The sequence below is a fragment of the Gracilibacillus orientalis genome, assembly GCF_900114645.1.
Classification (GTDB): Bacteria; Bacillota; Bacilli; order Bacillales; family Amphibacillaceae; genus Gracilibacillus; species Gracilibacillus orientalis.
The window spans coordinates 145,009-157,330 of sequence record NZ_FOTR01000010.1; the positions used below are offsets into that span (position 1 = coordinate 145,009).

Sequence of the window (12,322 nt, forward strand, 5' to 3'; positions counted from 1 at the left end):
TAGGGGGTTATAATAATATTCTTTATTCCCTATTACAATTATTTTACACGTACTGTTTTAATCAATACAAATTTATCCGTATATAGGAGGAATTATATATGCTTAACCACTATTTCACAGTAAAACCTAATGGGACTGATGAACAGTTGATTCAGAAATCCAGGTTCATCGGATATGTACAACGCGTAGCAAATGAAGATGATGCTCAGCAATTCATTCAAAGCATTAAAAAAAAGCATGCTGATGCGACACATAACTGTTCTGCTTATATGATTGGGGAACATGACCAGATTCAGAAAGCAAATGATGATGGAGAACCGAGTGGTACGGCAGGGGTTCCGATATTAGAAGTATTAAAGAAACGGCAACTGAAAGACACTGCTGTAGTAGTTACCAGATATTTTGGCGGAACCAAGCTTGGTGCTGGCGGATTGATTCGGGCATATTCTAGTACTACAACATTAGCGATCAATACAACCGGTGTTGTCGAACGAAAGAGAATGAAGAAGTATTTTGTAACAGTTGACTATACCTTATTAGGCAAAGTGGAAAATGAGTTACGACAATCTTCTTATATATTAGGCGAAATGGAGTATCTAGACCAAGTAACTTTACATGTGCGAACGCTAAACGGGGAAGAAACGACGTTCATGGATTGGATCACAAATTTGACTAGTGGAAAAGTTGAGATTCAGGAAGGTGAAGATTCTTATATAGAAATAGCCATTTCGACCGAGTGACTATTTCCCCGGAAATAAATGGAGTGTGAAACAGCTTCACACTCTTTTTTATTTTTCTTGAAATGATAATAGATTTGCCTGTTTAAGTTCATTCTTCAGCCTTTTTATAAATTCCTGTGAATTATCGATTTGTTGCGTCTCCGTTTGATCTAGCATTTTTTGCAATATCGATCGATAAACTTCTTGCTCCGTCAAGCGACTCAACCCCTTTACCCATCCTAATTATACAATATGTTCGTACTTCTATTTTCGCAACTTGTTTACTAGTAAAATAACAAAAAGCGCTATCAAAGCCCCTATTCCATCCAATACGACATCCCCTGTATACGGTGTACGGTTGGGCGTTAACCCTTGATGCCATTCATCAAAAACAGCGTACAATAAAGTAGTGAAAAATGCAAAAAAAGTTAATAGAGTTACATTCTTATTCTGCCACGTCTTTCTGTACGCTAGATAAAATAGACCGCATAGCATGCAGAATACTCCTACATGAGCACCTTTTCGAATGAAAAATTCAACAACCCCTTCTACTCCCAATTGCTCGACACTCACTATCGATTGATGATAGCTAAAGGCAATCGGCTGTAGAATGACATCTAAAAAGGATATGTCGATATATTGAGAAAGCAAGGGTTTAATGTCTTGTTTCTCGTATGGCTGATCAGATGAATAATATATAACTCCCATCCATAGAATAGGAAACACCCAATATATTAACTTCTTCATTAATCCCTAAAACTCCTCTTTATTCTACATATATTTTCTAAATTTAGGAACATTTTCTGACCGTCGAACAATCTATTTCCACACATAAAAATGTCATACTAGATTTCATTATGACATTACTTCCTTCCATTGGCTATATTTTTCGTTTTGAGTAGTAAATTTAGACAAAAAAATTGTCAGCTACTTCTGCAAGTGGCTGACTTGTCTGTTTGGTTAATGACTTTGCTTCCATTTGTTAAATTCTAAAAATTCTTTGAATTCTTGCTTAGAGACACCTGAATGCATCGCTTCTTCTGCAAGTTTTAACCAGTCTTCATCTAATTGTTCTTTAATTTCTTCATCCGTTTCAGACATTAATAATTCATTAACGGTCACACCAAGAACTTTACCCACCTTTTCCATGAATTGAATCGATGGATTGGATTGAATTCCACGTTCAATTGAACTTAAATAGGATTTAGCAATCCCAGCTTGATCTGCAACTTCTGATAATGACATTCTTTTTTGTTTTCTTAATTCTTGAATTTTTTGCCCTATCACAAAAATTCACCCACTTTCCTGCTAATATAATTATAACATAAATGGTTTTTTCTGTTCTATATAAAGGTACGTCTTTTTGTCGAATCACGCAAGGGTTTATGACTATTTTTACATGATTATTAAAAAATAAAGACTAAAGTCCTGTAAAAATATTCGTTAAAACGTAATAATTTGTTTATGTTTTTGGGAGGATGGGTCAATTGTCGAACATTTGCAACTATTTCTATTCATAAATACGTGCATTTTACCATTATTATTAGTATAATATGGATAATACATAGACTAAAGAGGTGTGGCATAATATGAAGAAGTTAGCTCTACTTTTTATTCTGGTCGGGATCGTACTTTTAGGCTTTGGCGGTTATAAATATTTTAAAATACAAGCTGCTGAAAACCAGGCAATGTCTGAGGCAAAGGAATTATTAGAACAGTCTTCCAACGAAACAAACAAAACTAACGAAGCAGAAAAACAAACACCTGAAGACTATTTTCCAGACATGGGGGAAACAGTTGGAATTCTGGAAATACCGACACTCGATGCTGAACTACCTATAGTAGAAGGAACAGACCCAGATGATTTAGAAAAAGGGGTCGGTCATTACCGTGGTTCTGCCTATCCGATGCAAAATGATCAAATCGTTCTATCCGGACATAGGGATACGGTTTTTCGTGAATTAGGTGACGTAGAAGTTGGTGATACATTTACCATAAAATTGGAACATGGCGATTTTGAATATGAAATGGTTGATTCCAAAATTGTCGATGCAGACGATACAAGCATAATTAAATCAACAGCGCCTGATGAAGAATTGGTTATCACTACTTGTTATCCATTTTCCTATGTAGGAAACGCACCTGAAAGATATATTATTTATGCAAAACCAATTTATTAAGCGTATTGTCTGTTGCAATACGCTTTTCACTTGTTTTAGAGGGGGTATATATTAGATGAAACGGTTATTAGTAGTATGTATGGGTTTGGTAGCATTTTTAGCTGCCTGTCAAGAGGATGAACAGGTTAAGCCTGAAGATCGTTTACAGGAATATGTAGACTTATGGATGGCAGAAGACTTTGAAAGTATGTATCCAATGGTTGAGAAAGATGTAGATAAAGAAGAATTTGATCGTTATCCTAAAATATATGAAGACCTGGAAGTAACAGATCTATCAGTTGAATACGAAGTACCAGAACCAGCGGAAGATGAGGAAGAAGTTGACTTGGAAGAGATTGAGTCGATGACTTTCCCACTAAGTGTAACTATGGAAACATTGGCTGGACCTATTTCTTTTGATACTGAGATCGAAATGGTGAAAACAATAGAAACTGTCGAGGGTGAAGAAGAAATGAATTGGCTCGTTAATTGGAACCCTGGATTTATTTTTCCTGAGTTAGAAGATGGAGGAGAAATTGGTGTTAATAACGTGGAGCCGGTCCGTGGAGAAATTTATGACCGAAATCGTGAAGCACTTGCTGTCAATGAAAGTATCTACGAATTAGGTGTCGTACAAGATTGGTTTACGGAAAATGAAGAGCAGGAAAAAGAAGAAATAGCAGAATTGTTAGATATTACGGTAGAAGATATCGATAATGCATTAAGTGCTGACTGGGTAACAGCGGAAGTGTTTGTTCCATTAAAAGTAGTTCCCAGTATTAGTGAAAATGGTTTGGAAGAAGCGTTACAATCGATAAAACCATTTACGAAGCAAACCACTACAGGGCGTATCTATCCTTTAGATGAAGCAGCTGCTCATTTAGTTGGTTATATTGCACCGATTACAGCAGACAAATTAGAAGAAGTCGATTCTGATATCTATTCTGAAAGTGATTTAATTGGTTATCGTGGACTGGAAGAACTCTTTGAAGAAGAGCTCCGCGGTGAACAAGGTGTCCAAATTTATGTGAGTAAAGAAGAACAGGATCCAATCGTGATAGCCGAAAAAGAAGTAAAAGATGGTGAAACAATCACACTCTCGATTGATGCACAAGTACAAGAAAGCATTTTTGAATCATTAGATGGAGATGCCGGAACCGCAGCAGCAATCGATCCTACTACCGGCGAAACCCTGGCTTTAGTAAGTAGTCCAGCTTTTGACCCGCACGCTTTTCTGTATGGACTTAGCGGTGATCAATGGAATGAGTGGCAGGAAGATCCAAAAAAACCATTATTAAATCGATTTAGCGCGACTTTCGCACCTGGTTCATCCTTCAAACCAATTACCAGTACTATTGGCTTGGAAAATGGCTCCATTGATCCAAATGAAGGACTTACCATAGAAGGACTTACATGGCAAAAAGAAGGCTGGGGTAACTACTCAGTAAGACGTGTTTCTGAATCAAATGGTCCGGTTGACTTACGAGATGCTCTCGTCCGCTCCGACAATATTTACTTTGCCAAGCAGGCACTGGAAATGGGTGAAGATGCTTTTGTTTCCGGGTTGGAAGCTTTCGGTATTGGTGAGGACTTCCCTTTCACCTATCCAATCCAATCAAGCACTATCTCTTCTGACGGAAGTTTAAGCGAAGAAGTGTTACTGGCAGACACCAGCTATGGTCAAGGGCAAATCGAAATGAGCGCATTGCAACTAGCATCCAGCTATTCAATTTTGCAAAATGATGGCAACATTGTACAGCCAACATTGCTAATGGATGAAGAAAAAGGGCAAACATGGAAAGAAGGACTGCTCTCCAGTGATAATGCCGACATCATTCGCGATGCATTACGTGCTGTCGTAACAGACGGTACCGGAGGAAGCGCAAATGTTAGTGGATTAGGTATTTCTGGAAAAACCGGAACTGCTGAACTGAAGAAAACCCTTGATGAAGAAGGTGCTGCTGAGAATGGCTGGTTCGTCGGCTATCCGGAAGACGGCAGTTTAATCATTTCTATGATGGTAGAAAATATTGAGGACAAAGATCATGGCAGTGGCTATGTCGCAGAAAAAGTCGGGAATGTTTTTTCTGAAATTAAATAAAAATAGAAAGTGAGCTAGCCCCTGGTTTGGGGCTAGCTATTTTTTATCTGGACGCTTTTGATGATAATCTGGACACTTTTTCATATTATCTGGACACTTATATAAATGGTGCTAGATCAGGATGTCTATAATAAGCACCTTTGCTAGTTCCCACTTTGACAAATCCTGCTCGTTGCATTATTTTCCTTGCAGCATCTGGAGATAATTCTCCTAAAAACTCCCGAGCCATCCTCTTTGTTATCCTATTCTCCGATAGTAATGCTAATTCAAATAAGGTGTGCAAGTGGGCATCGGTACTGCGCTCGTCGCAATGTGGACATTGCCAACGCAACCGTATCCTGTTCATAGCAAATCTCCCACATCTGGGGCAGGGCACACCTTTGATGATATCTCTCCACTCAATCCCAAATCTTTCGAGAATAGGAAAATGAGCTTCTTGGTGGTGATCACGCAAAAAAGAGACAATTTCTTGATTTTGTGCAGATGATATCTTGGCTGGGTGTTTTCGTGCGATTTTTTCTAAAAAGGATGGAATTGCTTGTGCTGTGAGAATACGGCGCCTTTCGGGATAATCCTGAAGGTGTAATATAGCTTTACGGTTGACGAAAACGGCTATGGTAAAGGTGGGGAGCTGCTCGATGTTATGCTCATCCAGAAACCGGCGTAATTGTGCATGTTGGAGATCTACTTGCAGTAATGGATCGGGAAATCCTTCTTTTTCCCCTGCTTTCGTTCGTATTAACTGTCGGGAATGCGGATCAAAGTAGATGGGTGCGGTATAATTCTTGATTTCTAATATGACACGATAGCCTAGATCAAAAAGGATCCAGTCGATCTGGAATGCTGATTTGTGCTCGATGCGGAGACCGTTAAGGAATTGGGGTGAATCAAGGTTGGCTTGTTGAAGATAATATTCGAGGTTTGCTTCTCCTGCTTGTCCTGATTCAAATTGCCGCCATTTTTGATAAATATGACTATATTGTGGATGATGTTCCGGAAGACGTTCCACTAGTACTTTGTGCTTCAATAATTTTAATGAAGTATCTGGTATCATTTCTCCTCCCCTTTCCAATATATAGTAGCAAAAAGCACAGCAGAAATCTACTGTGCTTTCCTTTATAATGAAATTACTTGCCCTGTTTTACTACTTTCATAGACAGCGTCGAGTACTTTCATTTGATTACGCATTTTGGTGGTATCGTAAAATAATGATTGCTTGTTAAGGACTGCGTTGGCGAAGTTTTCTGCCATTAATGTATACTGATCTCCAGCCGCTTCCAACACTTCTGTACCCTCATCTGTTTTTACATGAATTTCTCCAATCATGCCTTCGTTCGTATCTGGACGGAATGCAGATGTTATGGTAATGTTTCCTTTTGAACCGACTACTTCATATTGTTCACGTGATGCACAATCGAAGCTGGAGTCAAAAGATGTGACAATACCATTTCCAAAGTTAAGCGTGCCCGTCATGGTAGTATCGACATTTAATTCTGGATGATAATGAGCACTGGCATAAACGGAAACTGGTTCTTGCTCTAAAATATTGCGAATCGCGTGTAATGAATAACATCCGACATCAAACATCGATCCGCCACCAAGGTCATGATTTAAGCGAATGTTGGAACGATCTTCTAGATAAAAGGAAAAGCTTGCACGCATGAAAGCTACATCACCAATCACACCCTCATGAATTAATTTCTTTACTTTTTGATGCTGTGGATGGAATTGATACATAAACGCTTCCATGAATACTACACTATTTTTTTCACATGCGATTATCATTTCTTCCAGTTCTTCATTGGTAACAGCAACCGGTTTTTCACAAAGCACATGCTTTTTCTTTTCAGCTGCTTTGATTACCCATTCTTTATGTAAAGCATTTGGCAGCGGAATATAGACTGCATCAATTTCTGGGTCGTCTATTAACGCCTCATAGCTGTCAAAAGTACGCGGAATGTTAAGTTCTTCTGCGGCTTCTTTTGCCGTTTGTTGATTCCTACTTGCGATTGCCACTACTTCCCCATTACCAGATCGTTGGATTGCTGGTATAACTTGTGTTCTTCCGATTTTTGCTGTACTTAAAATTCCCCATTTTAATGTTGCCATCTTACCTCTCCTTTATAATGTTTTCATTGCCCCACCATCTACGATTAGTGTTTGGCCGGTAATATATGTATTAGCAGCTGATCCTAGAAAAAGGATTGCTTTTGCAAATTCTTCAGGTTGTCCAATTCGACCAATCGGGATGTTTGTTCCTGCTTTGTTCAAACGTTCTTCGACAGATTCGTCTGAAGGTTGCTGTTTATAAATATCACGAATTCGATCGGTTTCCATTGTGCCTGGGCCTACTGAATTAATCAAAATCTGATCAGACGCTAATTCCTGGGATAAACTCTTGGATAAGCCGACAATTGCAGGTCGAAACGTATTGGATAGTAATAGTCCATCTAATGCTTGTTTCATGGAGCTTGATGTAATGTTAACAATGCGTCCGAATTGTTGTTCTCTCATGGCAGGCGTTACAGCTCGGACCGTACGAATAATATTCATTAGCAATAATTCAAATGCATGTTGCCAGTCAGCATCATCAAAGTCATTGAATTTACCTGCTGGTGGCCCTCCGGCATTATTGATTAAAATATCAACACGGCCAATCGACTGCATCATGTTTTCAATATCTTGACTTTTAGTAAGATCACAGACAATAGCTTCAACGTTAGCATTACCTGTTTGTTCGATAATCTCGTTTGCTGCTCTATCTAATTGCGCTTTATTTCTACTTGCGATAAAAACTTGCGCTCCCTCTTCTGCATAGGCTTTTGCACATGCCTTACCTAAACCTTTGCTTGCAGCTGTGACAAGAACTTTCTTACCCTTTACTCCTAAATCCATGGCGCACCTCCTATACTCTATTTTAAAAGGGATGCGATTACAATAGCAAGTAACAAGAGCTTTGAAAAAAAAAGCAGTCGCCTAAGCAACTGCTACATTTCATTTAATATCGTTGTATATAAATGGAAGTTTTCTGGATTGTGTTCTTCTAAAGCCCGATCAATAAGTCTTAATAAATTACTTCTCTCTAATTCCATAATCACATGGTCGATGTTATCTTCTTTCTCATCAGTTTGTGACATGATAATGTATGGGCTTAATATGGTAGAAAGATGTTCTTGAAAATCGTTTACTTTTATCAGATCTGATAAAATGATCCGATTATACTTCTTTCCTTTTTGAAAAACAAAAACATCATTTTCATTTTCAATTTGTTGTGTATCGCGATTAATTCGAATTTCTCGAGCTTCGAGAGGAACAAAATGATATACTTCATCATCCATTAATAAAGAAAAATATTGATAAGCGAGTACCACCCGAATGTGTTTGCCTTCTTCTTTGACATAATACGGTTTTAACATTTTCACGGAAAGCAAGTTCAACACCTCCTCAAAAATTCACAACGCACTAACTTGATTGAGATATATTCTTATCTTACATCATATGCAAGAAATAAGAAAGCGTTTACAACTAATTAACAAAAAGAAATTTTTGGATGGTAACTGTTGTATTGTCAACTAAAAAAATTCAACATGGTAAGCTACAGTTTTCTGCTGTATACTATGCAATAGAATGTTTGAAGGAGATTTTTTCTAATGAAATGGTCAAAAATAGGCTACCGTATTTTTGGTAGACGAATAATCAAAACAGCATTGGCTGTCTTTTTAACCTCTCTACTATGTGAATGGATTGGCTGGCCGCCAGTTTTCGCTGTCATTACCGCTATTGTCACAATTGAACCAACAGTTGCTGATTCCATAAAAAAAGGGGTTATCCGTTTCCCTGCATCGGCGATAGGTTCGGCATATGCCGTTTTATTTATTTACTTATTTGGGAACTCGCCAATTACGTATACACTATCCGTATTATTAACGATTATCACATGTTATCGATTAGGCCTTCATGCAGGACTGCTTGTGGCAACACTAACATCGGTTGCGATGATCGAAGTTATTCATACTAATTTATTTGTCTCATTTTTTATTCGCCTTGGAACGACAACGATTGGCCTGTCAGTATCGACATTAGTCAATATGTTTATCTTACCACCTAACTATACGAAAAAGATTATGACTAATATCCATGATTTATTGAAACAGACCGGAGAAGAATTAGAGATCATCTTAAAGCAATTAGTTGGAAGAGATCGGAGCACAAATCAGAAAACAGAGATTGACCAACGTTTTCTTACATTAAAAAATACCTTGGATCAGACTGATAAATTGTTGAACTTTCAAGCAGCTGAGTCCAAATATCATCGACTGGACAAGCAAACGAAAAGTGTATTTGACTATGAGAAAAAAAACCTGGTAAGATTGCGATTGATTCATTATCACATTGGTAATTTAATTAATACACCCATCCAAAGTATCTGTTGGTCGAAACAAGAGTGCGAAGATATTATGGAAATGGTGGAAACATTAGTTGATTTTATGAAATATCCTGATCATTATAAGGCCAGTGCCTATCGACAACAAGTAAAAAAATTGATGAAACAATTCTGGGAGAGTAAAAAGCCAAATGAGGATAAAAATCCTACCCTTTTCACACCAGAAGTGATTATCTTATATGAATTATTGTCTATTTATAATCTGGTAGAAAAGATATTAATTAGCGAAAATGACATTAAGAAATAACAAAACTCCCAAGATGTTTGGGAGTTTTGTCTATTTAAATCTTAAATTATCTAGAATCAGATGATACTTCTTCCATTAAGTTACTTATAAGAAATGTCCAATATTACACACCTTGCAACTGATAGGGATGGTTTTCTTGTGTGTTATAATATAATGAATGATTATTGAAAAGAAAGAAGGTTGTTGGAGATGCGTCTTCAATCTATTTCAGAAAATACCATCATGATGACATTACCAAATAATCCTGACTTATCTACTTATTTGATTGCTGTCAAGCACCACTTAGACAATCAGGCGTTTATTTTGGAAACAGTCATTGGTTACAGAACCATAACCGTATATTTTAATCCTTTGCAAGTTACTCACCAAGAGATATTAACGTTCATAACTGCTACCTGGGAACAAAAACAAGCAGAGCAAATACATAGTACATTGCATCACATTCCGGTTTGTTATGATAAAGCATTTGGCATCGATATAGAACATGTAATGAAAGAACATCAACTTTCTTTACAAAAAATCATTGCATTACATACAACACCCACATATAACGTCTCTTTTTTAGGGTTTTCACCGGGGTTCCCTTTTTTAACGGGTATGAATCAACATCTTGCTACACCGAGGAAAAACAACCCAAGACTAGAAGTACCGAAAGGCTCAGTTGGAATAGCTGGTGGTCAAACAGGGATTTACCCTAGCACTTCTCCTGGAGGATGGCAAATCATCGGTCGTACACCAATCAATCTATTACCATTAGACGCTGACAGACCAACATTATTGGTACCAGGGGATCAGATTAGATTTTATCCCATCAACAAAACGGAATTTGAACAGCTTCAGAAAGAGGAGCGTATTAAAAATGGCAATTGAAATAATAGAAGAAGGATTACACACCACCATCCAAGATCAAGGACGTCTAGGTTTTCAATCTTATGGGTTTCCAGTCAGTGGTCCAATGGATGATTTCGCTGCCAGGATGGCAAATATACTTGTTGATAATAACCCCGACGAAGCAGTAATAGAAATGAGCTTTATTGGTCCAACTATTATATTTCATCAGAATACAATTATTGCGATAACTGGTGGAAATATGTCTGCTAATTTAAATGAACAGCCTGTTGTTCTTGCCCAACCTGTCCAAGTAAAAAAGAATGATATCTTACAGTTTCGCACGGTGAAAACAGGTGGATTTGGATATTTGGCCATTAAAGGTGGACTTGACTTACCTGAGATTCTGGGAAGTCACAGTACGATTGTACGAGCAGATGTAAAAGGAGTGTTAGGAAGAAAGCTTTCTGTTGGAGACACTATTCCCCTTTCTCATTCCTACACTACGGGATATCAGCTCAACTGGGGAATCACTCCAGACCTTTTTACATATATTGAACAGCCGGCAAAAACTATACGATATATCGAAGGTGCCCAGTATGACTGGTTCGAGCCCAACAGTTTTGAACAAACGGAATGGATTGCCACCACCCAGTCCAACCGAATGGGATACCGCTTAGAAGGGAACCCGATAAAACAAAGAAAAGATCAACAGCTTTTAACTGAAGCAACTACTTTCGGTTCGATTCAAGTACCATCGAATGGACAGCCAATTATTTTAATGGCAGATGGTCAACCAACAGGAGGTTATCCAAAAATCGGACAGGTTGCAGAAGTAGATTTGAATAAGGTAAGCCAGCTAAGGCCTGGTCAGCCTTTTAGATTCAAAAAAATAACCATCGATAAAGCAATCACCCTTTTAGCAAGACGAGAGAGATTAATACGAACTATTCAGTACTTTGTCCATGAAAAATGGGGAGGGATTAAGCTGTGTCAGAAATAACGTTGAATTGTGATTTAGGTGAAAGTTTTGGTGCGTACCGAATCGGTAATGATCAAGCAATCATTCCGCTGGTAGATGCAGTGAATATTGCTTGTGGTTTTCATGCCGGGGATCCCCATACGATGAATAAAACTGTCCAATTAGCTAAAAAATATCAAGTTAATATAGGGGCACACCCAGGGTTTCAGGATTTACAAGGTTTTGGCAGAAGAAATATCGATATACTACCGGAACAAGCCTATGATTTGGTTGTTTACCAGTTAGGTGCATTACAAGGATTTTTGACAATACATGGAATGCGCTTGGCACACGTCAAACCGCATGGAGCTTTATACAACATGGCATGTAAAAATCGTGTACTAGCAGATGCCATCGCTCGAGCAATATATGATGTGGATCCGAATTTAATTTTAGTGGGACTTGCCGATAGCGAGTTAATTAATGCTGGAGAAGCAAAAAGGTTAAGCGTAGTAAATGAAGTTTTTGCTGACAGAACCTATCAGGCTGATGGCAGCTTAACACCAAGAACTGAGCCTAATGCAGTTATTCACGATCCATCTCAGGTAGTGAAACAAGTAGAAGAAATGGTGGCAGACGGCAAACTTACTACTGTTACTGGAGAGAAAATCAGTATCAAAGCAGATACGATTTGCGTGCACGGAGATACAGAAGAAGCATTGAGCATAGTACAAGCCATTCGGAAAGTGATTGCTTGAGTTATATTGCTTCATTCAAAAAAATTGAGACTGTCTCATTCAGTTACCCCACTACTGTACTAAACACTGTTACTACGTCAAGTACATTCGCAAACTAACTTTATG

General features: G+C 38.0%; 14 protein-coding genes. 7 read left to right on the plus strand and 7 right to left on the minus strand.

The features are described 5' to 3' along the window. Window positions 1-98: 98 nt before the first annotated feature. Entirely contained in the window at window positions 99-740 is a 642-nt protein-coding gene (locus BM121_RS16940) for a YigZ family protein (RefSeq protein WP_091484918.1), read from the plus strand. A gap of 48 nt (window positions 741-788) precedes the next feature. Here BM121_RS16940 and BM121_RS22175 read toward each other — a convergent pair whose 3' ends face one another. From BM121_RS22175 to BM121_RS16950, 3 genes are all read right to left on the minus strand, one after another. Continuing rightward, a complete protein-coding gene (locus BM121_RS22175) occupies window positions 789-935 on the minus strand; it encodes a hypothetical protein (protein WP_175495477.1) in 147 nt (48 codons plus the stop codon). Between the two features lie 48 nt (window positions 936-983). Continuing rightward, window positions 984-1,466 (minus strand): VanZ family protein, encoded by a 483-nt coding sequence (locus BM121_RS16945; protein WP_091484920.1) that lies wholly within the window; start codon window positions 1,464-1,466, stop codon window positions 984-986. 213 nt (window positions 1,467-1,679) lie between these two features. Then, window positions 1,680-2,006, minus strand: a complete 327-nt coding sequence (locus BM121_RS16950; RefSeq protein WP_091484922.1) for a helix-turn-helix domain-containing protein — start codon at window positions 2,004-2,006, stop codon at window positions 1,680-1,682. 302 nt (window positions 2,007-2,308) lie between these two features. On the opposite strand from BM121_RS16950, the gene BM121_RS16955 reads away from it, so the two are divergent. Together BM121_RS16955 and BM121_RS16960 are read left to right on the plus strand one after the other, a co-directional pair. Next, a complete protein-coding gene (locus BM121_RS16955; RefSeq protein ID WP_091484924.1) occupies window positions 2,309-2,899 on the plus strand; it encodes a class D sortase in 591 nt (196 codons plus the stop codon). A gap of 55 nt (window positions 2,900-2,954) precedes the next feature. Continuing rightward, window positions 2,955-4,979, plus strand: coding sequence for a penicillin-binding transpeptidase domain-containing protein (locus tag BM121_RS16960; RefSeq protein WP_091484925.1), 2,025 nt, complete (start codon window positions 2,955-2,957; stop codon window positions 4,977-4,979). A gap of 97 nt (window positions 4,980-5,076) precedes the next feature. On the opposite strand, the gene BM121_RS16965 is transcribed toward BM121_RS16960, so the two are convergent. The 4 genes from BM121_RS16965 to BM121_RS16980 form a co-directional block, all read right to left on the minus strand. Beyond that, window positions 5,077-6,033, minus strand: a complete 957-nt coding sequence (locus BM121_RS16965) for a nuclease-related domain-containing protein (RefSeq protein ID WP_091484927.1) — start codon at window positions 6,031-6,033, stop codon at window positions 5,077-5,079. A gap of 62 nt (window positions 6,034-6,095) precedes the next feature. Further along, window positions 6,096-7,088, minus strand: coding sequence for a Gfo/Idh/MocA family protein (locus BM121_RS16970; protein WP_091484928.1), 993 nt, complete (start codon window positions 7,086-7,088; stop codon window positions 6,096-6,098). Between the two features lie 12 nt (window positions 7,089-7,100). Then, a complete protein-coding gene (locus tag BM121_RS16975) occupies window positions 7,101-7,874 on the minus strand; it encodes an SDR family oxidoreductase (protein ID WP_091484930.1) in 774 nt (257 codons plus the stop codon). 92 nt (window positions 7,875-7,966) lie between these two features. Continuing rightward, window positions 7,967-8,419 carry an IDEAL domain-containing protein gene (locus tag BM121_RS16980; RefSeq protein WP_425432252.1) on the minus strand — a complete coding sequence of 151 codons (453 nt, stop codon included), beginning with the start codon at window positions 8,417-8,419 and terminating at the stop codon, window positions 7,967-7,969. A 210-nt stretch (window positions 8,420-8,629) separates the two neighbouring features. Here BM121_RS16980 and BM121_RS16985 point away from each other — a divergent pair, with 210 nt between their 5' ends. The 4 genes from BM121_RS16985 to BM121_RS17000 all read left to right on the plus strand — a co-directional run bounded on the left by BM121_RS16985 (window position 8,630) and on the right by BM121_RS17000 (window position 12,217). Beyond that, window positions 8,630-9,670 carry an FUSC family protein gene (locus tag BM121_RS16985; protein WP_091484933.1) on the plus strand — a complete coding sequence of 347 codons (1,041 nt, stop codon included), beginning with the start codon at window positions 8,630-8,632 and terminating at the stop codon, window positions 9,668-9,670. Between the two features lie 189 nt (window positions 9,671-9,859). After that, the gene (gene pxpB / locus BM121_RS16990) at window positions 9,860-10,540 is read left to right on the plus strand and encodes a 5-oxoprolinase subunit PxpB (RefSeq protein ID WP_091484934.1); all 681 of its coding nucleotides are present in this window, start codon (window positions 9,860-9,862) and stop codon (window positions 10,538-10,540) included. Then, window positions 10,530-11,501 carry a 5-oxoprolinase subunit C family protein gene (locus BM121_RS16995; protein ID WP_091484936.1) on the plus strand — a complete coding sequence of 324 codons (972 nt, stop codon included), beginning with the start codon at window positions 10,530-10,532 and terminating at the stop codon, window positions 11,499-11,501. Before pxpB ends, BM121_RS16995 begins: the two co-directional genes overlap by 11 nt. Beyond that, window positions 11,489-12,217 (plus strand): 5-oxoprolinase subunit PxpA, encoded by a 729-nt coding sequence (locus tag BM121_RS17000; protein WP_091484938.1) that lies wholly within the window; start codon window positions 11,489-11,491, stop codon window positions 12,215-12,217. The genes BM121_RS16995 and BM121_RS17000 overlap by 13 nt, the downstream gene beginning before the upstream one ends. The last annotated feature ends 105 nt before the right edge of the window (window positions 12,218-12,322 follow it).

Coding starts and splice junctions, on each gene's coding strand:
- BM121_RS16970 (WP_091484928.1), bottom strand. CDS start 7,088: ATGGCAACATTAAAATGGGGAATTTTAAGTACAGCAAAAATCGGAAGA.
- BM121_RS16955 (WP_091484924.1), top strand. CDS start 2,309: ATGAAGAAGTTAGCTCTACTTTTTATTCTGGTCGGGATCGTACTTTTA.
- BM121_RS16965 (WP_091484927.1), bottom strand. CDS start 6,033: ATGATACCAGATACTTCATTAAAATTATTGAAGCACAAAGTACTAGTG.
- pxpB (WP_091484934.1), top strand. CDS start 9,860: ATGCGTCTTCAATCTATTTCAGAAAATACCATCATGATGACATTACCA.
- BM121_RS16995 (WP_091484936.1), top strand. CDS start 10,530: ATGGCAATTGAAATAATAGAAGAAGGATTACACACCACCATCCAAGAT.
- BM121_RS16940 (WP_091484918.1), top strand. CDS start 99: ATGCTTAACCACTATTTCACAGTAAAACCTAATGGGACTGATGAACAG.
- BM121_RS16985 (WP_091484933.1), top strand. CDS start 8,630: ATGAAATGGTCAAAAATAGGCTACCGTATTTTTGGTAGACGAATAATC.
- BM121_RS16945 (WP_091484920.1), bottom strand. CDS start 1,466: ATGAAGAAGTTAATATATTGGGTGTTTCCTATTCTATGGATGGGAGTT.
- BM121_RS16960 (WP_091484925.1), top strand. CDS start 2,955: ATGAAACGGTTATTAGTAGTATGTATGGGTTTGGTAGCATTTTTAGCT.
- BM121_RS16975 (WP_091484930.1), bottom strand. CDS start 7,874: ATGGATTTAGGAGTAAAGGGTAAGAAAGTTCTTGTCACAGCTGCAAGC.